Source organism: Fictibacillus phosphorivorans (assembly GCF_001629705.1).
In the GTDB taxonomy this organism is placed as follows: Bacteria; Bacillota; Bacilli; order Bacillales; family Fictibacillaceae; genus Fictibacillus; species Fictibacillus phosphorivorans_A.
Genome location: NZ_CP015378.1, coordinates 783511 through 807723, shown reverse-complemented (window position 1 = coordinate 807723; position 24213 = coordinate 783511). Strand labels below are relative to the sequence as shown.

The 24213-nt window shown below is 39.5% G+C and carries 25 protein-coding genes; 9 read left to right on the top strand and 16 right to left on the bottom strand.

Going from position 1 to position 24213, the window contains the following annotated elements:
• Position 1: 1 nt before the first annotated feature.
• The 3 genes from ABE65_RS04210 to ABE65_RS04200 all read left to right on the top strand — a co-directional run bounded on the left by ABE65_RS04210 (position 2) and on the right by ABE65_RS04200 (position 3438).
• Positions 2-1219 carry a DUF58 domain-containing protein gene (locus tag ABE65_RS04210; protein ID WP_066391633.1) on the top strand — a complete coding sequence of 406 codons (1218 nt, stop codon included), beginning with the start codon at positions 2-4 and terminating at the stop codon, positions 1217-1219.
• Positions 1213-2418 (top strand): DUF4129 domain-containing protein, encoded by a 1206-nt coding sequence (locus tag ABE65_RS04205; RefSeq protein ID WP_066391629.1) that lies wholly within the window; start codon positions 1213-1215, stop codon positions 2416-2418. Before ABE65_RS04210 ends, ABE65_RS04205 begins: the two co-directional genes overlap by 7 nt.
• Positions 2419-2508: 90 nt before the next feature.
• Complete coding sequence (locus ABE65_RS04200) at positions 2509-3438, top strand: ATP-grasp domain-containing protein (protein ID WP_066391627.1); 930 nt, start codon at positions 2509-2511, stop codon at positions 3436-3438.
• 47 nt (positions 3439-3485) lie between these two features.
• On the opposite strand, the gene ABE65_RS04195 is transcribed toward ABE65_RS04200, so the two are convergent.
• From ABE65_RS04195 to ABE65_RS04160, 8 genes are all read right to left on the bottom strand, one after another.
• A complete protein-coding gene (locus ABE65_RS04195; protein WP_066391625.1) occupies positions 3486-4409 on the bottom strand; it encodes a DNA-3-methyladenine glycosylase family protein in 924 nt (307 codons plus the stop codon).
• 16 nt (positions 4410-4425) lie between these two features.
• The gene (gene ytzI, locus ABE65_RS04190; protein WP_066391623.1) at positions 4426-4611 is read right to left on the bottom strand and encodes a YtzI protein; all 186 of its coding nucleotides are present in this window, start codon (positions 4609-4611) and stop codon (positions 4426-4428) included.
• 137 nt (positions 4612-4748) lie between these two features.
• A complete protein-coding gene (locus ABE65_RS04185; protein WP_066391621.1) occupies positions 4749-5357 on the bottom strand; it encodes a nitroreductase family protein in 609 nt (202 codons plus the stop codon).
• A 119-nt stretch (positions 5358-5476) separates the two neighbouring features.
• The gene (locus ABE65_RS04180) at positions 5477-6121 is read right to left on the bottom strand and encodes an FMN-dependent NADH-azoreductase (RefSeq protein WP_066391613.1); all 645 of its coding nucleotides are present in this window, start codon (positions 6119-6121) and stop codon (positions 5477-5479) included.
• Between the two features lie 212 nt (positions 6122-6333).
• Positions 6334-6891 (bottom strand): DJ-1/PfpI family protein, encoded by a 558-nt coding sequence (locus tag ABE65_RS04175; RefSeq protein WP_066391610.1) that lies wholly within the window; start codon positions 6889-6891, stop codon positions 6334-6336.
• Positions 6892-7067: 176 nt separating this feature from the next.
• Positions 7068-8309, bottom strand: coding sequence for an MFS transporter (locus ABE65_RS04170; RefSeq protein ID WP_066391607.1), 1242 nt, complete (start codon positions 8307-8309; stop codon positions 7068-7070).
• Between the two features lie 262 nt (positions 8310-8571).
• Positions 8572-8787: a hypothetical protein gene (locus ABE65_RS04165; protein ID WP_066391601.1), complete on the bottom strand. Its 216-nt coding sequence runs from the start codon at positions 8785-8787 to the stop codon at positions 8572-8574.
• Between the two features lie 77 nt (positions 8788-8864).
• A complete protein-coding gene (locus ABE65_RS04160; protein ID WP_066391599.1) occupies positions 8865-9089 on the bottom strand; it encodes a hypothetical protein in 225 nt (74 codons plus the stop codon).
• 466 nt (positions 9090-9555) lie between these two features.
• On the opposite strand from ABE65_RS04160, the gene ABE65_RS04155 reads away from it, so the two are divergent.
• From ABE65_RS04155 to wrbA, 3 genes are all read left to right on the top strand, one after another.
• On the top strand, positions 9556-10101 hold the full coding sequence (locus ABE65_RS04155) for a phosphatase PAP2 family protein (protein WP_231887891.1): 546 nt from the start codon (positions 9556-9558) through the stop codon (positions 10099-10101).
• 126 nt (positions 10102-10227) lie between these two features.
• A complete protein-coding gene (locus ABE65_RS04150; protein ID WP_066391594.1) occupies positions 10228-10659 on the top strand; it encodes a hypothetical protein in 432 nt (143 codons plus the stop codon).
• A gap of 96 nt (positions 10660-10755) precedes the next feature.
• On the top strand, positions 10756-11382 hold the full coding sequence (wrbA, locus tag ABE65_RS04145; protein WP_066391592.1) for an NAD(P)H:quinone oxidoreductase: 627 nt from the start codon (positions 10756-10758) through the stop codon (positions 11380-11382).
• A 342-nt stretch (positions 11383-11724) separates the two neighbouring features.
• Here wrbA and copZ read toward each other — a convergent pair whose 3' ends face one another.
• The 7 genes from copZ to ABE65_RS04110 all read right to left on the bottom strand — a co-directional run bounded on the left by copZ (position 11725) and on the right by ABE65_RS04110 (position 19079).
• The gene (copZ, locus tag ABE65_RS04140) at positions 11725-11931 is read right to left on the bottom strand and encodes a copper chaperone CopZ (RefSeq protein ID WP_066391590.1); all 207 of its coding nucleotides are present in this window, start codon (positions 11929-11931) and stop codon (positions 11725-11727) included.
• 21 nt (positions 11932-11952) lie between these two features.
• The gene (locus tag ABE65_RS04135; RefSeq protein ID WP_066391587.1) at positions 11953-14346 is read right to left on the bottom strand and encodes a heavy metal translocating P-type ATPase; all 2394 of its coding nucleotides are present in this window, start codon (positions 14344-14346) and stop codon (positions 11953-11955) included.
• A 15-nt stretch (positions 14347-14361) separates the two neighbouring features.
• Positions 14362-14649, bottom strand: coding sequence for a metal-sensing transcriptional repressor (locus ABE65_RS04130; RefSeq protein WP_066391586.1), 288 nt, complete (start codon positions 14647-14649; stop codon positions 14362-14364).
• Positions 14650-14724: 75 nt separating this feature from the next.
• Positions 14725-15270, bottom strand: coding sequence for a TVP38/TMEM64 family protein (locus ABE65_RS04125; protein WP_066391585.1), 546 nt, complete (start codon positions 15268-15270; stop codon positions 14725-14727).
• 86 nt (positions 15271-15356) lie between these two features.
• Positions 15357-17411 carry a heavy metal translocating P-type ATPase gene (locus tag ABE65_RS04120; protein WP_066391584.1) on the bottom strand — a complete coding sequence of 685 codons (2055 nt, stop codon included), beginning with the start codon at positions 17409-17411 and terminating at the stop codon, positions 15357-15359.
• A 16-nt stretch (positions 17412-17427) separates the two neighbouring features.
• Entirely contained in the window at positions 17428-17742 is a 315-nt protein-coding gene (locus ABE65_RS04115) for an ArsR/SmtB family transcription factor (protein WP_066391583.1), read from the bottom strand.
• 125 nt (positions 17743-17867) lie between these two features.
• Positions 17868-19079 (bottom strand): DUF418 domain-containing protein, encoded by a 1212-nt coding sequence (locus ABE65_RS04110; protein ID WP_066391575.1) that lies wholly within the window; start codon positions 19077-19079, stop codon positions 17868-17870.
• A 144-nt stretch (positions 19080-19223) separates the two neighbouring features.
• Here ABE65_RS04110 and ABE65_RS04105 point away from each other — a divergent pair, with 144 nt between their 5' ends.
• The 3 genes from ABE65_RS04105 to ABE65_RS04095 are packed head-to-tail and all read left to right on the top strand — an operon-like array spanning position 19224 to position 21911.
• The gene (locus ABE65_RS04105) at positions 19224-20021 is read left to right on the top strand and encodes an SGNH/GDSL hydrolase family protein (protein ID WP_066399736.1); all 798 of its coding nucleotides are present in this window, start codon (positions 19224-19226) and stop codon (positions 20019-20021) included.
• Positions 20022-20023: 2 nt separating this feature from the next.
• Positions 20024-20938, top strand: a complete 915-nt coding sequence (locus ABE65_RS04100; RefSeq protein ID WP_066391571.1) for an ABC transporter ATP-binding protein — start codon at positions 20024-20026, stop codon at positions 20936-20938.
• The gene (locus ABE65_RS04095) at positions 20931-21911 is read left to right on the top strand and encodes an ABC transporter permease (RefSeq protein ID WP_066391569.1); all 981 of its coding nucleotides are present in this window, start codon (positions 20931-20933) and stop codon (positions 21909-21911) included. Before ABE65_RS04100 ends, ABE65_RS04095 begins: the two co-directional genes overlap by 8 nt.
• Positions 21912-22110: 199 nt before the next feature.
• Here ABE65_RS04095 and ABE65_RS04090 read toward each other — a convergent pair whose 3' ends face one another.
• Entirely contained in the window at positions 22111-24117 is a 2007-nt protein-coding gene (locus tag ABE65_RS04090) for a methyl-accepting chemotaxis protein (RefSeq protein ID WP_066399735.1), read from the bottom strand.
• Between the last annotated feature and the right edge of the window lie 96 nt (positions 24118-24213).

Here is a 24213-nt window from a genome sequence, read left to right as displayed (position 1 = left end):
CATGCAATGGAACAGCGAGGTATGGATTAAATCCATCTTTCGGGCTTTAGTTATTTTCAGCCCCTTAATTCTTTTGATTGGATTTTATCGAAATATATCATTCTTATTTTTATTAGGGCTTGCCATCATTTTTTTATACGGAACGGTATTACTGCAATCCCGGTCAGCACTCAATGAAATTGTATTAGATACTACTAAACAAGTTCATCGGTTGTTTCCTGGGGATACAGATCAGTTCTACGTAAAACTTCTTCATAATGGTAGGTGGCCTTCTTATAGAGGAGAACTCATCTTTACACACCGAACACCGATAGAGGTGATCGGAAATGGTGAGTCTAACCCTACTGCAAAAGGAAGAATTGAAGTTAAGCGTCAATTTGCACTCTATCGTCAAACAGCTTTCACACAAACCGTACCTTTTACTGCTACAAGAAGGGGAACAACACGAATTTCTAACCTGACACTCCAGGTAAATGATCCTCTCTCTCTGAGTGGTCAAGCCTTGGCTTATACGGGTATCTTCCCGACTGAAATTGTGGTTTATCCAAGACCACTCCCTGTTCAACGCATTGAGCATCTGTTTTCTCAAGGTAGCGGTGAAGCTGTAAGACCTTTTGCTTTATTTGAGAACGTATCTCTTCCTGCAGGTAACCGAGATTATTCTCCTGGAGATTCTTTTCATAAAATACATTGGAAAGCTACAGCGCGATCGGGCTCACTTCAAACGAAGGTTTTTGAAAAAACAGTGGTCTTTCATTGGACATTTGTTTATACGATACTTCCTGACCATAAAGAGATGAAATCTTTAGAGGATATGGAGAACGAAATCAGTCACTTGGCATACATGTGTCAGTTTGCAGCTGAAAAAGGTATACCTTTTGAAGTATTCATTAATTTTAAAGTTCCTGGCCCGATGGGAATGTACCATGTGCCAACTGGAAGTGGACCCATCCACCTGAGCAGCATCCTTGAAGGTTTGGCAAGGATAGATCGTTCTAATGTAATCGTAAAACCTCAGATCATGTGGAATAAGATGGATCGCAATTTTATTGGGACGAGTCCGTTCGTCATCTTTTTAGGTCATATCCCTATCGATCCGAACTCTCAAATCTTGATTAAGAAATGGTCTAGATCAGGTGGAAGAACCTTTTATATCGAGCATAACGAAGAGCATGCCATTTTGATGCCATATCTTTCATCGGAGGTTGCTTCATGTTAAAGAAAAATCAGCAGTTTTCTCTTTATGGATTGAACCTAACCTTTGATGCTATGCTTGTTTTTATGATCATGACTATTTTTACAGCCGGGGCAACTTGGCTTGATTTCGTATGGTTCGTTGTAAACCTATTACCACTTATCGCAATTAGCGGGGCTTTATACCTTTTCAAACCTAACTTAAGTAAGATCACACTTGTCTGTTTTGTGATTCTATCTTCTGTTCTGTTTTGGTATATGACTTCTTCTATCATATTATCCATACTAGTCTCGATCGTACTTATGTGGAGAAGTGCAGAAAATTGGAATGATCCTTTCAAGACGGATCTAGAACTAATCTTTGGGATTGGCGCCGTTTTGACATTGATTCTTTCGCTCTTTTTTAAAGATGGCTACACGGTCATATATGGAGCTGTCTGGACACAATTCTTGCTTATGTTACTCATTAAAATGACTTTACATTATTGTAAGAACACGTCTATGCGTATCGTTATGAAGGATTTCGCTGTTCCCTTAACCTTAGTTGGATTAAGCGGAGTGATCCTTGCCATATTAGGACCCTTAAAGCTGCTACTTTATTGGATTTTAGACGGTGTATTCTTTATCCTGTATTATGTTTTGGCGGTTCCTCTTTGGAAGTTAGTTTCCCTTCTGCCTCCGTTGATCCAATGGATTAAAAAATTGTTCAACATACAAGAAGGCGGAAAGGTGAAACTGGGTAATAAGACAGAGGAAGTATTAGAACAGCGTCCTGAAACGCTCGCGGAATCTCCGGTGCTTCTATACACAACAATCGCGATTCTTATCATCATCGTCGTCTTCTTTCTTTGGAAAAAGAGGAATGTTTTCAACAATCAGTCCAACTTATTGCTAAACGGAAACATTTCAGTTCTCGACGATTCTTTTGCTAACCAACAATCGGTCGGAAAAAAAAGATGGCTGCAATCAAAAGACAGAACGAGAAAGAAATTTTTACAATTTGAAAAACTAATGGATAAAAAGGGATTTGGAAGAGAACCCGGTGAATCCGCATCGAATTGGTTTATGAGACTTGATCTATTCGGAAAAGAGGCAGATTCTGTTTTAGACGCTTATGAAAAAGTACGTTACGGTGAAGAGAGTATTTCAGATACTGAGTACAAACAGTATGTAGATGCATTAAAAAATTTCGAGAAGTCAGAGCACTTGAAGAAGCCAAAGTAAAACGGCTTCTTTTTTCTGTTCAGAAATCTCTATTTAATATAGACTAAGAATATATACTTAGTCGGAATATTTGCATACAAGGAGGATATTATGACAAAAAAAATATATGTGATTCACGAAAATAGCGAATGGACGGCACCGTTATTCCAACGTTTTGAAGAGCTTGGTCTCCCTTATGAAGATTGGCACATGAAAAAAGGACACATAGATCTGACAGAGGCTCCACCACAAGGCATCTTCTATAATAGAATGAGTGCCTCGTCTCATACGAGAGGACACAGATATGCGCCTGAATATACGTCAGCAGTACTGTCCTGGCTTGAGAGTTATGATCGAAAAGTATTTAACGACTCAAGAGCGCTTCAGCTCGAGATCAGTAAAGTTAAACAATACAGCGCATTAAAAGCATTTCATATACCTGTTCCCCGAACGGTTGCAGCTTACGGAAAAGATGAACTGCTACACGCTGCTACGAAATTTAACGGCCCTTTCATCACGAAACACAATCGGGCGGGTAAAGGTCTAGGTGTTCAATTGTTTCAAACGCAGACTGCACTAGAGTCTTATGTACATTCGGAAAATTTTGATGAATCCATTGACGGAATCACACTTCTACAAGATTATATAGAAGCTCCAGAACCATATATCGTGCGTTGCGAATTTATTGGTGGCAAGTTTCTATATGCGGTTCAAGTGAATACTTCTGATGGATTTGAACTGTGTCCGGCTGATGCTTGCCAGATTGGTGATCAGTTCTGTCCGATTACAGACCAACCAGGGACTCCAACACCAAAGTTTAAGATTCTTAAAGACTTTGTTCTACCTCAACAAGAAAGTTATGAAGCGTTCTTAGACGCAAACGGGATTACGTTTGCCGGCATTGAGATCATTACGGACAAAAGTGGAAACGTATATGCCTACGATGTAAATACGAATACGAACTATAACCGTGATGCTGAAGTAGAAGCAAATATATATGGCATGAAGGCGATCGCGGAGTTTCTTGGTAAAGAATTATAAATCATTAAAGGTGAGGGTCACTTACAGAGTGCCCCTCACCTTCTTTATTAAGTATGATCGACGACAGCTGGAGTCTGATTTAAACTCTCCCATAGATAATATGTGATATATGTACGCCATGGTGTCCAATCCATAGCAAGCTTCCTTACTTCTTCTTCTGATGGTTGCTCTGCTAGCGTCCAAACTTGACGTATGGCATTTCTTAATCCAATATCTGCAGCAGGAAGTACATCTGTTCTTCCCATACCAAAGATTAAAAGGCATTCGATCGTCCATTTTCCTATTCCTCTAATTGGCAACAGCGTTTGTATCACTTCTTCATCCGACATCTCCCATAAGCTCTCAAAATCTACGGTTCCTTCGGAGATCAGCTTTGCCAGATCGATGATATATTCTGCTTTCCTCTGACTGAATTGAAGCGCGCGAAGGTCTTCATACTTGAGCTTTGCAACAGCTGTTGAAGTTGGAAAGATTTGAAATGCACTTCCCTCTACCTCCACTTTTTCGCCAGCAAGCTCGATCAGGCGTTCGGTTAAGGTTCCAGCAAAAGTTAAATTTACTTGTTGACCGATAATAATTTTCACAATAGATTCAAACAGGTCCGTGTCTGTAAGAAGTTTTAATCCTTTAAAACGTTGTAGTACGTGAACCAATTTGTCGTGTTCGGCAAAGTGTTCATAAAGAGGTGAGAGATCGACTTCTGTTGAGAATAATTGTTTTACTTTTTTCTTGACGGCCGCTTCAGATACTTGCCCATTTAAAGGTATTGCCTGACAGTTTAGAATAGGGGCTGTAACCGTTCCACTCGATACTACTTTTACAAAGCAAGAAACTCTTTCTATCCTGATAATTTTTTCATATTCTGTGAATTGTTCATTGAGTTTCAAGACATGCGTTTTTCCTGTGACTGTGAGTCGTTGCATCATCTTTTGAAAATCGAACGGTGGTTTCGGTTTTATATCAAACTTCATCCTTACACATCCTTTTCTATGAACGCTTCTTACCTTCTTCTCGTTCTTTATCTTTGTCTTCATTTTTTAAGTATGGATTGTCGTCCAACTGATCGATTGTATGTTTATAAGAATACCCTTTTGTAATGGCAGCAGCGAATATAATGATGACAAAGAGAATGATGACGAGTGTAATTAAAATTGAAATGGTTAATGTGCTCATACTGACTCCTTAAGAAAACGGATTTTACTTGTATGATAGCACATTTTTCCATGAAGCAAACTTAGTACTCTTCGTGTTAGTAAGATGAAAAAAGCAGCTATGCCGATAGTAGGCATAGCTGCTTAAAAAAGTTTTATCTATTTTTCTTCAAATTTTTCATGCATGACAATGCGATTAACATCAAAACGTTCTGTAGGCTTTGCAGGTCCATCTGCATATCCCAATGTAATCATCATAACAGGAATGAATCGTTCTGGAATTCCAAGAGCAGGCACAATGGCTGTATGATCGAATCCTGTCATAGGGCATGAATCAATCCCAACAGCTTTAGCAGCAAGCATGAGCTGCATCGCACCGAGTGAGGCATTCCTAAGCGCTTCTCTCTCACCCATCGCACGACCTTGTGAATAGGCAGAGTTAATATTTTTTAGTAACGTATTTCTTGCTTCTTCTGGCGCTTTTTCAAATACTTCTGCAGCTACTTTATCTGCTTCGGTATCTCCTAAGACTACAACAACAGCAGATGCATCTAGCACATGCTTTTGATTATAAGCAATCGGGAAAAGTTTCTCTTTTTGTTCTTGAGACGTTACTACGATAAAACGCCAGTGTTGCAGATTCCATGCAGATGGAGCTTTCCCTGCCATCTCGAAAATCTTGTGAAGTGTTTCGGTCGGAATTTCTTTATCTTTCTGATACAAACGGACAGAAGATCGTTCTTCCATGACTTTAAATGTTTCGTTCATTCTCTTCCACTCCCTATTCCGCATTCTTTAATTTCTCTATAAATAACGAGGTGCCACTTTTCGTTGACACCTCGTTACTATGCCACCAATTATAGTGGGTTATCAGTTGAAGTCAAAAATTATGCATTGCGCTTCGCTGTTACTAATTCCTTAGCTAATTCTGTTGCTCGCTCTCTTGCATCAGCCAAAATTTCTTCTGCTCGGTCTGGAGCTGCTGCCATACCTTCTGTAAATACATGATGATAATCAGTAATTCCGATGAATGCCATCACACCTTGAAGGTATCCATTCGTGAACTCAAAAGCTTGAGCAGGACCTTCAGAATATACACCACCACGAGATTGAACGTGAACAGCAGTCTTCCCACCTAATAATCCAGCTGGACCGTTTTCTGTGTATTTAAACGTCTTACCTGCCATCACGACATTATCGATATAAGCTTTAAGCATTGGAGGATAGCTCAAGTTCCACATTGGTGTGTTAAAAACATACATATCTGCTGAAAGGAATTGATCTAAAATTTCGCCCATACGGCTCGTTTTTTCAACTTGCGATGGAGAAAGCTCTTGTCCTGCAGCTAATTTGCCCCAAGCATCTAGAACATCTGCATCGATGAATGGAATGTTCTCTTCATAAAGATTTACTGTTTCAATTTCTACGTTTTCGTTTTGATTAGAAAGTTCGTTTAAAAAGTGACGTCCTAGGCGAAGTCCGAACGATTGATCCATTGGTTTTGGGTTAGAGTTAATGTAAAGTACTTTCATTTTTTGTTTCTCTCCTTTTATGTCTGTTGTAATTAGTGATTAACTTCTCTTTAGTAAGTTGATTCCTTTACATCATAATTCCATAACTTACTTTTGTCAAGCATTAAACTTTTAATTATTATCATGATTTATTTTAGTGATTTTTTCCATTAAAAAACGCTTTCTAGCTAAAAGCCAGAAAGCGAAAAGGGGGAGCTAAGATCAGTGTTCCGTTAAAAGGAACTTGTACCTTTATAGAAATTATATTCTTCAAGGCCGTCAAAACATTGCAAACGGTCCCCGATTGTTAAACCAAAATCAATATACGCATGGCTCTTTGCTGTTAACAAATTCTTATCTTCCACGATCTGTTTGGATTGATACGTTCCATTCAACCAACTGTTTGTTTTAGCAAACTCATCTTCACGTAAAGAAACTGTATATGATCTGCCATTCAATATACCCGCTCGTCCTAAAATCACTGCTCCGTTTCCAATAGCTGCAATTTTAATATTTTCTCTGTTGAACACTTGCAACAGATGCAAAAGCCTTGGATTTCCTTGTGTGAATGCTTGTTTTCCACCAGGAATAATGAGCATCTCATAATCAATAGGACTGATATTCTTCATCTTGATCGTAGGCTGCATCAGTAAGCCACATTCACTAGTAACAGTTCCTGGCAACAGAGAGAAAGGCAGCACTTCATATTTCTTACCGATAATAGATAAAGTCGTCATTACTTCAACTTCTCTAAATTGTGGATACAAATAGACAAGTACTTTCTTTTTCATTGGTATTCACCCGTTCCTGTTACTTTTCTACCCGTCTTGCAGGGAAGAGGGTGTATATTTATTGTAACAGGATGCCGACTTGCTTTGTATTGGGAAAATTGAAGGAGAACATGTGCTTTCTTTTTAGTAAAATACAAGCAGTTTTCCCAACTTATTAGATAGAATTGATAGGTTATCTATACAAGATCTTGTTCTAAAGAGACTCTTGTCTGGTCAGAATGTAGGACTTTACGATTCATGAATGCGATCGAAAAAGAAACCAGAAACAGAAAACATACTAATACATATGTCTCCCGGACTCCGAATTCTTCTGCGAACCAACCAAGTAATAATGTCGCTATTCCAAATGTCCCATATACGAGTGTTCCATGAGATGCATACACTTTAGCTAGCTGTTTATCTCTATAGGATTCTTGAATCAACGTATTTTGTGAAACATCTCTCGCCATCTGTGGAAACCCAAAGATGAATGACACAAATAAGGCAATCCAGGCTGATGAAGTCAAGCCGAACCAAACGTTAAGCAACATCAAACAAACGGTTGATGCCATAATGACAAAGCCCAGATGTGATTCCATTTTTTTAGAGAACCGATATACTACGAGGCCTGCTATCATCATTCCTGCAAAAAAAGACGCATTGATGTAACCCCACCAAGCTTCTCCTTTTCCTATCGCGGTTTCAACATAGACGTAAAGGATTGCTGCAATCCAGACCCCATGACCGAAGTTTTCTAGCACATCCATAACCGTTAAAGTGGTTAGTTTTTTCGATGAAAAGATCAGTTGCCATCCTTCTTTCATCGCTTTCCATTTTGATTCTTGCTTCGGAACGTTCTCGGTTTCATTAACCTTAATTTGTGTTGTAAGAATTGTAGCAACGACAAATAAGCCAAAAGTGACCCATAGCATGTTTTGTTCACCCCATATTACTAAAAACACACTGCCAAGCGGCCAGGATAAGAGCATAGAAGTCTGGTTGGCAATACTAATGAAACTATTTGCTTTTACAAGCTCAGCGCTTTCTACAAGATCAGGAACTAACGATCTTCGTGCAGGGTTTCCGAGACCCTCGAGAAAAGAGATGATCACGATCAATACATATAAAAGGGTAAACGTTATAGCGGTATGTAAGCCATATAAGACCAATAAACATAAACAGAGCAACAAGGCTGTTTTGAGGATGAGTGTATGGCTCAATAAACTGGTGCGCTTGTACTTTTCGATGAATAGAGGGGCAATAAAACCTGATACGAGTAATGACATCGTCTTCGCAAATGGAATAAGAGCCATGTGGAGAACAGATCCCGTTTCATTATATACAAGTGTAATCAAACAAATAATATAGAGAATATCTCCTAAATTCCCAAGCGTCTGTCCACTCCACAAAAAATGAAAATAGCGATTAGCTTTAATCATAAACATGCTCCATCCTTTTTATGGTAATATAAACCAAACAAAGTGTACCATATGAAAGGTGATTACGTCTTTGACGGTGTTTGAGTGGATGATGAGGTTGTTGATTTAGAATTCTTGGGGTGGGTGAAATTTTCAGGAAACGATCATAAATCCCGAGAATCGATCATATATCCCGCCGTAGTAGAATTTTTCTATAAAGCCCTCTCTTCACTTCTCTACCTTAAAAAGCTGGCCTAGAAATAGGCCAGCGAACACGATTACATTATTTATGCCCTCTTCCTTTTGTCAGATGGCATGGCACACCTTTTCCTATGGCTCCTGGCTGTGACATACGCTCCATGTAAGCCAAACCTCTTACGCATTGCGTTTTACAGGCGATGCAAGTTTCACTCGTAACCATCTTTTGTGTATGCTGATATTTATTAACCTGACTATCATATTTATTTTTTGTTGTTTTCTTTGCATTTTTTTTTGCCATGTATGTGCCCTCCCCCTGAATCCTAAACCCAGTGTATGTAGGAAGAGGGGCTTTTGACATACATAAAAATAAAAAAACTACCCAATGTACAGGTAGTCTTCATCATGTTCGATTTCATATTGAATGCTTTGCCCTTCAGCAAGTGACATGATGTAGTCACTGTCTGATTTGTCATACGCTAATAAAAACTCGTGCAATGGCATGTTGTATTTGTTCCAGACTACTTCCATCAGCCATTTTTGACTGATTCTAACATACTCACCATTATAACGATCAACTTTTATGGTATTGCCTACATACATCCATAACACTCCCTTTCAAAGAGGTTAATTATGCATTAGGTCTTACGTTTGTACCTCCATTATATTCCTTTTATCAGAAAAGTCAAAAAAAGAATAGTCTGCATATATCATATACGGGTACATTTACTACTTGACGCAAATAGTGGCAAAGAATTTGTAACCCTACTTGGGAAGACTAGACATAACCATAAATTAAGATAAAATTTAAAAGTAGAATACGTCTCATGACCTATGACAAATAAACCATAATATGGTAACCTCAATAGGGTGTATTTAAAACGAGTAAAACCTTAAAAAACGGGAATATGTTATTAAGCTGATGATATAGATAAAGGAGTAGTTCGTATTGCGTATTATAAAAGAGAATATTTTAGCATTATGTCTTCTCCTCTCTATCCCTTTACTGAATATTATTTATCAAGTATTAAATCATGGGGAACGCGGGGCGAGGCAACTTATTACAGCAGTGGATCACCAAATCCCATTTGCGGAAATTTTTATTGTACCTTATATCCTTTGGTATGCTTTTATTTTTCTAATGTTTGTTTACTTTTGTGTTTATGACAGAGCCATTTATTATCGAACTTTACTAAGTTTTTGTGTGGGAATGCTGGTATGTTATGTGATTTACTTCTTTTTTCAAACCACTGTTCCTCGTCCCGAATTAGTTGAAGGTGGCATACTCACCAAGATGGTTCAGTATGTTTATGGTGCTGATCAACCGTTCAACTGTTTTCCAAGTATTCATGTTTTGAGTAGTTATCTTATGATTTTAGGGATTCGTCATAGTAAGATGTGGACGATCAAAAAAGATATCATTGTTTCAACGATCGCTTACAGCATTATCCTGTCCACACTTTTCGTTAAACAACATGTTGTATTGGACGTAGTTGCTGGAATTTTATTAAGCAGTCTGCTTTTCAAATTGTTTTATTATCTTGAGGCGGAATCGGTATTCAGCTTTTTCAAACGAATGTTTAAAACAAAACTTCAAAGCACAGAAAAAAGTTAAAGAGAAGAACTGCTTTTATTAAGCGGTTCTTTTTTTGTAACTTAAAACGAATGGATAACTGATTAACATGTACAGACATAACTTTGATTGGATTGAAATATGAATAACATGGGAAGGAGTGAAAAGATGAGTGATGATCAATTGAATTCGAAGGACCAGCTACGGGCTGATAACATGCATCAGATGTGCAAACAACATATGTATTATCATGTAACGATCAAAACCCGAGACGGGCAAGAAGTTGAAGGAATTATTACCGATCTAGACAAGAAAAATGTGTATATGATGGTTCCACAGAACATGATGCCTGTAGAAGAAGAACAAGAAAGTCCACAATCTCCACAACAGACTGCAAATCCTCAACAACAGTCTCAGCAAGTTCAACAGGGTTCTCAAAGAAATCAGAGACAATGGTATGGTAACCCTTATTATCGAAGATTTTATCGTCAGATTTTCCCGTTAGCATCATTAGCTGCTTTGTCCTTATATCCTTATTATCCGCCCTATCCACCTTATCCGTATCCATATTATCCACCCTATCCATACCCTTATTATTAGAAAACCGCCTGAAACAGACAGGCGGATTTTTTTATGATTTCAATTGGGTAAAAACGGGAAGTGTACATAAGTCATATCAATTAAGGAGGTAATAAAATGGCTAACATTTTGGTTGTTTATTATAGTTCTTATGGGCATATCCATGAGATGGCACTAGCAGCTGCTGAAGGTGTAAAGCAAGTGGATGGTACAGAAGTTAAAGTGGTTAAGGTTCCTGAATTTGAAGTAACAAAAAAATATATGTCTCAACAAGACGCCTATGTAAAAGCCCAAGAAGCACAGGCTGATATTCCTGAAGTTACACTTGATGATTTAAAATGGGCAGATGGTATACTTTGGGGAATCCCGACACGATATGGGATGATGCCAGCACAAATCAAACAATTGCTTGATTCTGCAGGCAGTCTTTGGGCGAATGGTGATCTAGAAGGCAAACCGACGGCGGTAATCACAAGTTCAAATACGATTCATGGTGGACAAGAATCTACTGCGATCACTTCTTTCGTTCCACTCATGCACTTTGGAATGATTTATGTAGGTCTTCCATATGGAGAAAATCCAGAACAGATGACATCAGATAGCATCGGTGGTTCTCCGTACGCAGCTTCGACTGTAGCTGGAGCAGATGGTAGTCAGCAGCCACAAGATGCAGAAAGAACAATGGCATCTCGTTTAGGAAAACGCGTGGCAAAAGTCGCAAAAGCTCTTAAAGGAAATTTATAGTACCAATATAAAAAGCCTCTTCACCAAGGAGAGGTTACTGTAAAACTGAGTGATCTTTACCGGTTTATCCTTTTTCTCAATAAAAAACATGAGCTTGCATGAAATCACATGCGAAACTCATGTTTTTTTATATTGCCTTATCTTTTTAACTAATTTCTTCATGGTTCTCTTTAAATTTACCGCAATCATGTAACTGTATTTTTCATCTTCATGCTAACCAGTCCTACAAAAAGTCATTGTCTCAAGAAAAACCATAAAGTGCCCTATAAAGACTCTGAATTAAAGTTACAAGCATGTACCCTGGAGCGGAGATCACCGCCCCAAATCTAAAAGGCTTTTACATTACTTCACGTCATATCCTTGCTCTTCAATCGCTTCACGCATTTTGGCATCTGTAACTTTTGAGGCATCTACTTCAACTTCGACTTTTCCTGTTTCTAAGTGAACCACAACGTTTTTCACTCCATCTAGTTCATTCAGTGCATTCGTTACTGCTGCTTTACAATGTCCACACGTCATACCTTCTACATTTAGTGTTTTTGTTTCCATCATCTTTTCCTCCTAAATATTTTATAAGTTGATTCGTTTTAAACGCAATGCGTTCGTTACAACAGATACAGAGCTAAAAGCCATAGCCGCTCCGGCAACCCAAGGTTCAAGGAGACCAAATGCTGCAATCGGAATACCTGCTGTATTGTAAAACAATGCCCAAAATAAGTTTTGCCTAATGTTCCGCATCGTCTTTCTGCTTAACTCTATCGCTTTTGGAATATGATTGAGATTCCCACCAACAAGTGTAACATCTGCGGCTTCAATCGCTACATCTGTTCCTGTTCCGATCGCCATACCGATATTAGCAGTCGCAAGTGCTGGAGCATCATTGATCCCATCACCTACCATCGCCACTGTCTTTCCCTTATCTTGAAGTTCTTTCACGATACGCGCTTTATCTTCCGGCAATACTTCAGCAAATACCTCTTTAATACCTACTTCGTGTGCGATTGCAAGTGCTGTTCTTTTGTTATCACCTGTGATCATATACACATCAATACCCTGATCAGTTAACGAATTAATCGCATTTTTTGATGTTTCTTTTACCGTATCAGCTACAGCTACAATTAGAATGAGCTCTCCATCTACCGATCCAAGCATGGCTGTTTTCCCTTCGTTCTCATATGCTTCAAGCAGTGATTCGTGCTCTTGATATTCCACAGCTTTTTCTTTCATAAGCTTTCTCGTGCCTACGAGTACGGTTTTTCCATTCACGACGGCTTCAATACCGTGACCCGGAATAGCATGAAAAGACTCCGTTTCAATGGATGGTATATTCTGCTTTTTACCGTATTCAACAATGGCTTCCGCTAAAGGGTGTTCAGAGCTTTTTTCTGCAGAAATCACATGAGGTAGGAATCCATCTTTTAACTCTGTGAGATCTGTCACTTCTGGTTTTCCTTTTGTAACCGTTCCTGTTTTATCAAGTAGTACCGCATCAATTCTTTGAGCACCTTCTAGATACTCTCCACCTTTGAACAAGATTCCCTGCTCTGCTCCTTTGCCCGTTCCAACCATGATGGATGTCGGTGTTGCAAGACCCAGTGCGCATGGGCAGGCGATCACTAAAATAGCAATGCTGACTTCCAGAGCTTGAGGCAGGTTTCCTGGATCAACAAGGAAATACCAAGCTATAAAGGCAAGTAGTGCAATCCCTACTACAATCGGCACGAAAATCCCAGAGATATAATCAGCCATACGTTGTATAGGTGCTTTTGATCCTTGAGCGTCTTCTACAATCTTTATGATTCCTGCAAGAGCCGTTTCTCTTCCTACTTTTTCAGCTTTCATCCGAAGGGTTCCGTTCTTGTTGAGTGTAGCTCCAATAACGAAATCACCTTCTGCTTTTTCAACAGGAATCGCTTCGCCTGTAATCATACTTTCATCGATAGACGAATTTCCTGAAAGTACGGTACCATCGACCGGTATTTTTTCACCCGGTTTAATAAGAAGGGTATCTCCCACCTTCACTTCATCGATTGAAATCTTCTCTTCCTGTCCAGCTCGAATGACAGTTGCTTCTTTTGCCTGCAGATTCAATAGTTTAGAGATGGCTTCTGTTGTTCTACCCTTTGCAAGCGTCTCAAAATATTTTCCTACTAAGATCAGTGTAATGAGTACAGCACTCGTCTCAAAATATAGTTGTGGCATATATTCTGGATTGCTGATCGTTTTTATGGTTTCAAACACGCTGTAAAAAAAGGCAGCAGAGGTTCCGACGGCAACAAGAACATCCATGTTCGCACTCTTATTTCGAAGAGCTCGATATGCCCCTACATAAAACGGACCTCCAATATAAAATTGAACAACTGAAGCGAGAAGAAGTTGAAACCAAGGGTTCATGAACAATGATGGCATCGGCAAACCAACATCCCAAGGCATATGAGCAAGCATGGTATATAACAGTGGAAGAGACAGGACGATAGAAAGAACTAACTTTCTCTTCTTAGCAGTAATCTCTTCTTCCTTCTTCGTCTTTTTCGTTTCACGATCTTGTTGAGTAGACGCATGATACCCGAGTTTTTGTATCTTGTTTAAAACATCGTCTACAGAAACAATAGACGGATTATATTCTATGGACCCCGTTTCGCCCGTTAAGTTAACGGTAGCACTAGATATTCCTTCCATACGGTTTAAACTTTTTTCGATGCGTGTAGAACATGCTGCACATGTCATACCTGAAATATCAAGATCTACCTTTTCTTTTGCGACTCCGTATCCTAGCTTTTCGATTCTTTGTTCGATCTCTTGAAGGCTGATCGTCTCAGGATCAAACGTTACAGAAGCTTTTTCCATGGCTAAGTTGACGTTAACATTGACATGTTCGATTTTGTTCAACACTTTTTCAATGCGTGTTGCACAAGCGGAGCATGTCATGCCCGTGATTCCAAGGTTCACTTTCTTTTGGCTCATGGTCTTCACCTTCTTTTAAGATTTAGAGAACTGCTTAATGACTCGCATCAACTCTTCTATAGAGTCTTCCCCATCACCTGATTTAATCGCATCAGCAACACAATGCTGAGTGTGGCTTTCCATCAATTGAAAACCTACTCTTTTTAAACCTGCTGTTACCGCTGAAATCTGAACAAGAACATCTATGCAATAACGATCATCTTCAATCATTTTTTGAAGGCCGCGTACTTGACCCTCGATCTTTTTTAATCGGTTGTTTAAATCTTGTTTATCACTCTCACAGCGATGTGTTTTTTGTTCCATCAACTTTCATCCCTTCGTTTTGGATGTTCTATAGAAAGTATATACTATACCCCCCTATAGTATCAAATAGTATGATTATTTTTTTCGCTTTGTTACAAAAATAGAGATTCCTACTACCGCAACAATCCCTAAGATGACCTTTCCTTCTGTATTCCATTCCGTTACGTTATAAACAGAAGAAGCCTCTAAGATTAATGCTGGTAACTTTCCGATAGAGCTCGCTATAACAAAAGTTCCTACTGAGACAGCCCCGATCGCACTAGCAAACGTAACAAATCCTGAGGGCACAAAGGGTAACAACCGAAGGGACAAAATTAAAAGGAATGCTTCTTGCCCTCTTGCTTCTAACAATCTTACCACCCCGGGGTACCCTTTAAGCTTATCTCTAGAAACTTGTCTAAACCCTTTTCTATATAAAAGGAAAGCAGCTATCGCTCCAAGTGCCTCTCCGATAAATGAAAGAATGGTTCCATTCCAGAATCCAAAGAACATGATATTTGCAGCTGTTATAAACACCGTAGGAACGACTCCTAAAATACCAATCACGATATTTAGAACGAGCGAGATGATAATCGCCCATTCGCCATACTCTTTAAAAAAGTGAATAACTGTTTCCGACATGAGGTGACTTCCTCCTTAATCCTTCTACATTCTTCCCTATTCATCGTACTAAAAAAGCCATGCTACTGCATGGCTTTTTACGTTCATTATTTTCTATTATGAAGCAATACCGTTAGACTGATCAATGTGACAAGTATGGTAGCACCCATGTCAGAAAGAATCGCAATCCATAGTGTAAGCCATCCAGGAATCGTTAGGAGAAGTGCTAAAAGCTTCAATCCAAGAGATAATCCGATGTTCCACTTGATGATTCGATTTACATTTCTAGAAACTTGCACAGCATCCGGAAGCTTCCCTAAGTGATCTTGCATGAGCACAATGTCTGCTGTTTCGATGGCACTATCCGTTCCTTTTCCCATTGCAATGCCGAGATCCGCCGTAGCCAGTGCAGGAGCGTCATTGATTCCGTCCCCAATCATAGCCACTTTCCCATGCTTCTTAAGTGATTTAACTTGATTCACTTTATCCTCCGGCAACAACCCGCCAAAGAATGATGAAACTCCCGTCATCTTAGCCACTTTTTCAGCAACCGTTGGGTGATCTCCAGTCAGCATGACGGTTTCTTTTATCCCTTTTTTATGAAGCATAGAGATGATGTGATGGCTTTCTTTTCGAATTTCATCAGCAATTGCAAACACACCGAGAATTTCCGTTTCACTTGCAACGAGAACGATCGTATTGCCTTCTTCTTTAAAGCGATCGATAACCCCTTTTACATCCTCACTCGTATGTGTTTTTCCGATGATCTTCTCGTTTCCTAGCCTAAACACTTTCTGATCGACTACAGCTGTAATACCTTGACCACTAACAGTTGTGATTTCATCGGCTTCAATCTCTTCTGTTTCCATCTCGCGGCACTTTGCGACAACTGCTTTTGCTAGCGGATGAGATGATGACTTCTCGATTGCATAAGCTACTTTGTAAAAGTCAGGATGAAACGCTTGATCTGCCACAACATGCGGTTCTCCGAGTGTTAGTGTCCCTGTTTTATCAAAAGCGATAACATCAATCTTGCCGAGTTGTTCAAGATACGCTCCACCTTTAATCAGAATTCCGTTTCTTGCGTTAACGGTAATTCCAGAAAGAATTGCAATCGGTGAAGATAGAATAAGCGCACAAGGACAGCCAACAATCAACACCGCAAGTCCTTGGTAGAACCATTCACCCCACTGACCATTGAACAAAAGTGGTGGAACTAACATCACAAGTGCAGAAACAATCATGATGATCGGTGTGTAATAGTTTGCAAACCGATTAATGAAAAGCTCAGTTGGCGTTTTGGATTCTTGTGCTTCCTGTACGAGAGCCAAAATTTTAGAAAGTGCTGATTGGTTATAGGTCTTCGTTATTTTCACATGAAGTAAACCTTCATTATTGATGCTCCCACCAAACACGGGCTCTCCACATTCTTTTTCCACAGGAAGTGATTCACCCGTGATCGCAGCTTCGTTCACAGAACTCTTTCCATAGACTACGACGCCGTCTGATGGGATCTTTTGCCCCGTCTTTACGAGTACAACATCGTCTATTGCAAGTTCTTCGATCGAGATCACTTCTGTCTTCCCGTCTCTTAACAGCAGCGCTTCTTTCGGTGCAACCTTTAGTAGAGATTCCATCGAACGACGTGCTTTTTCCATTCCGTAAGATTCAAGCAATTCGTTAATTCCAAAAAGAATAGCAACAAGTGCAGCTTCTTTCCATTCTCCAATCGCTACGGCCCCAACTAAGGCAACTGTCATTAAAGTATTTATATCAAATTTCAACTTCGTTAGATTTCGGAGACCTTTTAAAAATGTTGAGTACCCAGAAGAAATCGTCGCAACCGCAAAGAATGCTATGGAAACATACGTTGAGTTCAACATATGTTCTGTTACCAGCGCGGCAATAAAGGATGCAACAGATACATACAAACCGATCATGAGCCAATTTGGTCCAGTAGGCTCTCCATCTGATTCAAGTCGGACATTTTCCGTTGAAAGAATAGAACGTACGCTGTCCATATCCATTTGTTCATCTAAAACAATCTTACTTGAGTTAAACTGTACTTTCGCTCGCTCTCCACCTGGAAGCTGTTGAATCTGTTCTTCCAGCTTTAATGCACAATGCCCACACGATAATCCGGTGATCTTATGCTCTTTCATTTAATGTCCCTCCTTTCTAGTCGTGTCTAGCATGATGGATGGATTGATGCAGAAGGGTCATCACATGCTCGTCATCTATCGAGTAGAATAGTGTTGTGCCTGCGCGTCTAAATTTAACAAGTCTTAAATTTTTTAGAAAGCGTAACTGATGGGATACCGTTGATTGCATGAGTGATAGTTCTTCAGCAATTTCAGAAACATTGCATTCTCTCTCACCTAATAGATGCAGAATTCGAATTCGAGTCGGATCGGAAAGTGCTTTAAATGTTTGAGATACGATAAATAGTGTTTCCTCATCGAGGTGTTCATATTTGTTTTGTTGATCAGACATGAATAACAGCTCCCTAGATTTCTGCTTTGTTTATTATATGAACATATGCTCATATATGTTACTTAGAGTGTACCTAAAATTAAAAAAATGTGCAAAACAAAAAGAAGCGAGAATTCTCTGCTTCTTTATCCATTGCTTATTTCGTTTCTTTTAAATCGCTGTTTTCGGCCATATGTCAGTGAGCGCCACACCCACTCAAGCGGTCCCATGTAATACCTTTTCATCCACCACTTTGAAAAAATAACTTGAATAGAAAAAATAACACACGCCAAGATCACACCAACGAGTGGTCCAAACTCACCATACAGACCTAACCCATAACTATAGAAGATCGTTGTTGCGATGACCGATTGAGTTAAGTAGTTCGTAAAAGCCATCCGACCTGTAAATTGAAAGTAGTTAAACAAACGTTTACATTTTCCACTTCGATAAAGAAGAACGATGCTAGAGATGTAGAAGATGCTCATCATTGCGCCACCAAATTCGTATCCCCATGACATCGCAGTTTCATAACGCCAATCTTCTCCTTTAAAAGGAAAGAAAATAACAGCGAATATTTTACTGCCGGGTCCTAGAATCAATGTCAACAACCACAGTTTCCATAAGCCACGGTTTCTGAACGTTCTTTTTTTAGCAGCATAGGCACCGAATAGAAACATCGGCAAAAGGCCTGCTATAAAAAAGAGAAAGTAACGGTTCAGATCTCCCCATTCATGAATTCTTTCCTTCATGATTTCAAGGTATGTACCACTGCTGTATATTTGAACAGATTGAGCGATCTCTTGTTCATACAGCTCATTCTGTGAACTTTGATAGGTTATCGCCGCTCCACTACTCCAATAATCGTACGTTAATGTTGTCATAAATAAACTGTAAACTGTTATTAACAGGAAACCAGTGATGATTAACACTTTCTTATTCAATCGATAGAAGATTAACATGAACAAACCAACTACCGAGTACATGATCAATATGTCACCGTACCAAAAAAACAAAACATGAAGAATTCCAAAGAGAAGCAGAACAAACTGACGTCTAAGAAAAACAGGAACAAACTTTGTATTTTTGGACTTGGCTCTTTCTGCCATCAACACGATACCAAATCCAAATAAAAAGGAAAACATGGTTATAAAGTTTCCTTGAACAAAAAACTCTAATAACACATTTGTCCAGACGTTATACGGCTCATCAAAATATTCGTAACTCAACGCACGAATCGGTGAATCTGGTCCTGAGAACGACTTCATATTTACGAGTAATATGCCAAAAATGGCTATGCCGCGCATAATATCTAACGATTGAATCCGCCCTTGATCTCCTACTGGTTTCAACTTCATGATAGACCCCACTTAATATTTTTTTGCATGATTGCACTCCCTTTGGTTTATTTTACCTCAAATAGGCAAAAAAGTTAGAATATGAATCAATATTTGCTATTCTATAAAGAACAGATCAAGGATTTGGGAAGGATGAAAGCGGTTTTGAAAAAATATACCTTAATGGTCGTTTCAATTGTATCCATTGCAGCTACAGTATTATGGCTGTTTGGTCTTGGCTGGACGTTACAAGACCAATTTTCCGCTAATAAAAAAGTTTCACAGCTCAAAGAAAAAACCGAATCAACTTCAACAAAAAAGCAAGATGACACCCTTACGATTTTCGCATTAGGAGATTCACTTACTCGCGGCACGGGTGACGCTGACGGAAAGGGCTATACCGGCTACCTAACAGAGCGCTTAAAAGAGAAAACAGATCAAGATTTAAGTCTCTTTAATACCGCTATTAAAGGAGAAACATCCAGAGGTCTTCTAAAGCAGCTTCAACAAAGTGAGATCCAGCGTCAAGCTAAGCAAGCAGATGTCATTGTGATGACGATTGGTGGGAATGATCTGTTCCAACAAGGAGCAGCACTTGAGAATCTAGATACTAATGCGATTAACGGTAAAAAGCAGATCTATTTGAGTAATGTTAAAAAAATCTATACCCAACTTAGAGAACTGAATCCAGAGGCCGTCATCTATCATGTCGGTTTGTACAACCCTTTTAGCAATATGCCTGATTCAAAAACGACTTCTTCAATCGTTAGAGACTGGAACTTTCAGTCTGCTGAAACAGCAGCTAACTTTGATAACATCGTATATGTACCTACCTTTGATCTCTTTCAGCTTCAAGTAGAAAACTATCTATATACTGATCAATTTCATCCAAACACGGAGGGTTACAAGCTGATTGCAGAACGTGTAGCCTCACTGATCAACTTTGAACAGGAGGAGAAGTAATCATGAGTCAAACACCTGCATTAGAAGTAGAGAATCTAACGAAGAAAATTAAAGGCAAGCAGATCATAAAGGGTGTATCGTTCACACTTGTTCCAGGAGAAGTCTTTGGTTTTCTTGGGCCGAACGGTGCTGGGAAAACGACTACGATTCGAATGATCGTTGGTTTGATCTCTCCAACTTCTGGAACGATTAAAATCGGCGGTAAGAATGTAAGAACGGAATTTACAGAAGCGATGAAACATCTCGGCTGTATTGTTGAAAACCCAGAATTGTATCCGTACTTAACAGGATGGGAAAATCTTGTACACTTTCAGAAAATGGATTCTTCCATCCCAAAGACAAGATTAAATGAAGTGATCGAACTCGTTGGATTACAAAATCGAATTCACGATCGTGTGGGTACTTATTCACTCGGGATGAGACAGCGTTTAGGAATTGCCCAAGCTCTTTTAGGAAAACCAAAAGTACTCATATTGGACGAACCGACTAACGGACTCGACCCTGCAGGTATTCGCGAGATGCGTGAATTCATAAGGCAATTAGCAAGAGAAGAAAACTTAAGTGTTCTTGTATCTTCACACCTTTTGAGTGAAATTCAACTGATGTGTGATCGAGTGGCGATCATATCAAAGGGAACAGTATTACGCACAGATTCTGTTGATAATCTATTGGCGGAGCAGGAGCGTGTGATCTGGCGTGCTGAACCTATTCCACTCGCTAAAGAGATTCTTTCTCTGGAAACAGAAGTTACAGAAGGTCCAGACGGTACATTAATAACGTTATATAATGAACCTCTGCTGCCAGATTGGAACGAAAAGCTCGTAAAAGCTGGCGTGAAGGTAAAAGAAATGAGAACTCAGCTTCCTTCTTTAGAAGATCTGTTCTTAGAAGTAACAGGAGGCGAAAGCATTGATTAATCTTGTCCGGAATGAAATGTTAAAGCTTCTAAGAAAAAAACGTTTGTATGTCATCATCTTGATCATCGCTTTCTTGGTCCCTCTCTTTACATATGCTCAGTTTAAAGAGATTCAAGATCAACGTGAGAAGCTGGGTAACCAAGATTGGCGAACGACATTGCAGCAAGAGATCACTGACACACAAAACCGATTAAGCTCAAGCCGCATTCAAGATGAATGGCGGAAATTTCTAAAGATCAGACTTTCACAACAACAATATTATTTAGAGAACGATATCGATCCGCGCGCCCCAGGTGCACCAACGTTCATGCGTATTTTCGTCGAGAACTCGATTGATTTACTTCTTCCGTTGCTCGTCATGGTAATCGTGGCAGACCTTGTTTCTTCTGAATCAAGCGGAGGAACGATCAAACTCTTACTCACCCGGCCAGTTAAACGATGGCGCATTCTTCTCAGTAAATATCTAGCGATGTTGCTTTCGATTTCTTTCATCGTTTTATCAGTAGCTGTTCTATCATATGGAATATCTGGCGTAGTCTTCGGATATGGTGGATGGAACATGCCTCTATTAACAGGCTTTACGGTCTCTGGAGATGAACTTTTAACTGAAAATGTTCATATCGTTCCACAATGGCAATATATCTTAATGGAATTTGGACTCGTCTGGTATGTATGTATGATCGTCGGAACACTCACCTTCATGCTGTCCGTACTGTTAAGAAGTACGGCTGCCGTTATGGGAATCATGCTCGCTTCCCTGATTGCAGGAGCCATCCTAGCAAACATGGTATCTTCTTGGGAAAGCGCAAAATATTTCTTTATGGTAAATCTAAACCTTACGAATTATGTGAGTGGAATGGCAACCCCGATAGAAGGAATGTCATTAGGCTTTTCGATGAGCGTACTAGCCGTTTGGGGAATTGCTGGATTCATCATCGCTTTCGTTACATTTTCTAAGCGAGATATCTATTAAAATAGAATAAAAGAAAGGAAACCGAGTTCGGTTTCCTTTTTTATGTGACTAAGTTTCTAGTTTTTTAAGGTAATCTGTCCGTTCTCGCAGTTAATCTGTCGGATTGACTCCATAATCTGTCGAATTCGGAAGATAATCTGTCCAGTTGAGTCGATAATTTAGCCATTCGACAACATTATCTGTCCAATTGCAACCTCTACTAGATTTTGAAGTGTTTAATCATTTCAGTCAGTGCTTCGGAAGCATCGTTCAATTCTTCGGCAGACTGAGAAACCGTGGATAGTGCACGAACTTGCTCCTCAGAGGACGCGCTTACTTCTTCACTTGCCGCTGCCGATTGTTCGGCCACTGCTGCGATACTTTGGATGGATGCTACTACTTCCTCTTTGTAGTTATTGATCATCTCTACTTCACTCGTAATCTTTTCAATCGACCTCACCATATCAGCCATTGTTCCTGAGATATCTTTAAATGCAGATTCGGTATCTGTTACAGTCATATTTTGATCGTGAGCGATTTTTTTTGTGTATGCCATTTCTTTCACGGCACGCTCGGACTCTTCACCAATTCCGGAGATGGTCTTACGTACTTTATCTGCAGCAACAGCTGATTGTTCCGCTAGCTTTCGAACTTCATCGGCAACGACGGCAAAGCCACGACCGCTCTCACCTGCTCTAGCCGCTTCAATGCTTGCGTTCAGTGCGAGTAGATTCGTCTGATTTGAGATCTCGGTAATCGATTGAATCACTTGTTCGATCTCTTCTACTTTAACAGCAAGTCCTGAAATAACAGATTCTATGTTTATTAGAACTTGGTTACTTTCCCCCGTCCTTTCACGCAAAACATTCATTTGCGAGATTCCTTTTTTATTTGCAGCTTCAGCTAATAAAGACAGTCGGGTCATCTCTTCTGCTTGTTCGGTTACTTTTTCAATCTGAAGTGATAAGTCCATCGTTCGACGGTTTGTTTCATCGGCATCTTCCGCTTGTGTAGTCGCTCCAGATGCAATCTCTCTGACAGCTCTAGAAACTTCTTCACTTGCAGCGATCGTTTCTTCTGACACGGCACTCAAGTTAGAGGTTGACTCATTAACGGTTACAACCGAATGACTGACAGATGTTATTAATCCCCGCATATTTTCCACCATAGCGTTAAAATGATGAGTGAGCGTTCCCACTTCGTCTTTGGATTTTGCTTCAACTGATACGGTAAGGTCGCCATCTGCTACTTTTTGTACTTGTGCTTGTAATCTAGTAATCGGATTGGAAATACTCTTTGCCAATAAGTAGGTTACACCTAGAGCAACGATAACTGCGACCGACGTAAAGATGAGTATCATGTTTAAGAGCTCTTCTGCATCTTTTAGCAACTCTTTCTGATCATAGACAAACCCAAGCTTCCAGTTCGTGCCGGCAATCGTCGTATAATAAAGCTGACGGTCTTTATTCTGTTCGGTGTAAGAAACATTTCCTTTTTCATTTTTGTACATCTCTTTAATAAACGTCTCTTTACTTAGATCTTTTCCTTGTTGTTTCGGATGGACGAGTGCCATACCTTTTGGATCGAAAAGCACGGGATATCCTTTATACCCTACTTTTGTTTTGTTGATCATGCTCGTTAGTCCAGCAAGATTTAGATCAAGACCCACTACACCGAGAACCTCGTCAGTATCAGGATCTAACACCGGTTTTGTAACCGTTACAACATATTCACCAGAACTCGCATCTTCGTAGGGTTCTGTCCACATTATTTTTTCTGGTGTTTGTTTAGCCGTTTGATACCAAGGACGTTCAGTTGGATCAAACCCTTCTGGAAGATCAAGTTTTGGAGTCGTTTTAAACTGTTTGGTCTCTGCCCCTACATATACGACCGCAACATTTTTATTAAGGTCCAAGAAATGCTTAAAGTCTTGATCAACAACCGGCCAAACTTCATTCAACCCTTTTTCTTCATCCGTTTTTACTGTTTTTAAATAATTGATTAGCCTGCTGTCTTGGCTGTATCGATCGATCGTATCTCCATATGATTTCAGATACAACTCTGTTGAGGCTTTCACTTCGCTAGAAAGACTAGTTGCTTGTTCATTGCTGTTACTTTCAAGTTGCTGTTTGGTTTGAAAATAAGAAAATAGCGATACAGATAAAAGTGTAATGGCAACGAGAATACTTACTGAAAGCATGATTTTTGTTTGAATTCTTTTAAACATCTGTTTAACCCCCATTTATCATCTAAATCCCCTTATATACATATCGACATTTAGTTATAAATGATTTATGAAATAGGTCTAAACAGGTACAAAAGA

Excerpts from the sequence above, each read along its gene's own strand:
- ABE65_RS04210 (WP_066391633.1), top strand. The coding sequence starts at position 2 with ATGCAATGGAACAGCGAGGTATGGATTAAATCCATCTTTCGGGCTTTA.
- ABE65_RS04205 (WP_066391629.1), top strand. The coding sequence starts at position 1,213 with ATGTTAAAGAAAAATCAGCAGTTTTCTCTTTATGGATTGAACCTAACC.
- ABE65_RS04200 (WP_066391627.1), top strand. The coding sequence starts at position 2,509 with ATGACAAAAAAAATATATGTGATTCACGAAAATAGCGAATGGACGGCA.
- ABE65_RS04195 (WP_066391625.1), bottom strand. The coding sequence starts at position 4,409 with ATGAAGTTTGATATAAAACCGAAACCACCGTTCGATTTTCAAAAGATG.
- ytzI (WP_066391623.1), bottom strand. The coding sequence starts at position 4,611 with ATGAGCACATTAACCATTTCAATTTTAATTACACTCGTCATCATTCTC.
- ABE65_RS04185 (WP_066391621.1), bottom strand. The coding sequence starts at position 5,357 with ATGAACGAAACATTTAAAGTCATGGAAGAACGATCTTCTGTCCGTTTG.
- ABE65_RS04180 (WP_066391613.1), bottom strand. The coding sequence starts at position 6,121 with ATGAAAGTACTTTACATTAACTCTAACCCAAAACCAATGGATCAATCG.
- ABE65_RS04175 (WP_066391610.1), bottom strand. The coding sequence starts at position 6,891 with ATGAAAAAGAAAGTACTTGTCTATTTGTATCCACAATTTAGAGAAGTT.
- ABE65_RS04170 (WP_066391607.1), bottom strand. The coding sequence starts at position 8,309 with ATGATTAAAGCTAATCGCTATTTTCATTTTTTGTGGAGTGGACAGACG.
- ABE65_RS04165 (WP_066391601.1), bottom strand. The coding sequence starts at position 8,787 with ATGGCAAAAAAAAATGCAAAGAAAACAACAAAAAATAAATATGATAGT.
- ABE65_RS04160 (WP_066391599.1), bottom strand. The coding sequence starts at position 9,089 with ATGTATGTAGGCAATACCATAAAAGTTGATCGTTATAATGGTGAGTAT.
- ABE65_RS04150 (WP_066391594.1), top strand. The coding sequence starts at position 10,228 with ATGAGTGATGATCAATTGAATTCGAAGGACCAGCTACGGGCTGATAAC.
- wrbA (WP_066391592.1), top strand. The coding sequence starts at position 10,756 with ATGGCTAACATTTTGGTTGTTTATTATAGTTCTTATGGGCATATCCAT.
- copZ (WP_066391590.1), bottom strand. The coding sequence starts at position 11,931 with ATGGAAACAAAAACACTAAATGTAGAAGGTATGACGTGTGGACATTGT.
- ABE65_RS04135 (WP_066391587.1), bottom strand. The coding sequence starts at position 14,346 with ATGAGCCAAAAGAAAGTGAACCTTGGAATCACGGGCATGACATGCTCC.
- ABE65_RS04130 (WP_066391586.1), bottom strand. The coding sequence starts at position 14,649 with ATGGAACAAAAAACACATCGCTGTGAGAGTGATAAACAAGATTTAAAC.
- ABE65_RS04125 (WP_066391585.1), bottom strand. The coding sequence starts at position 15,270 with ATGTCGGAAACAGTTATTCACTTTTTTAAAGAGTATGGCGAATGGGCG.
- ABE65_RS04120 (WP_066391584.1), bottom strand. The coding sequence starts at position 17,411 with ATGAAAGAGCATAAGATCACCGGATTATCGTGTGGGCATTGTGCATTA.
- ABE65_RS04115 (WP_066391583.1), bottom strand. The coding sequence starts at position 17,742 with ATGTCTGATCAACAAAACAAATATGAACACCTCGATGAGGAAACACTA.
- ABE65_RS04110 (WP_066391575.1), bottom strand. The coding sequence starts at position 19,079 with ATGAAGTTGAAACCAGTAGGAGATCAAGGGCGGATTCAATCGTTAGAT.
- ABE65_RS04100 (WP_066391571.1), top strand. The coding sequence starts at position 20,024 with ATGAGTCAAACACCTGCATTAGAAGTAGAGAATCTAACGAAGAAAATT.
- ABE65_RS04090 (WP_066399735.1), bottom strand. The coding sequence starts at position 24,117 with ATGTTTAAAAGAATTCAAACAAAAATCATGCTTTCAGTAAGTATTCTC.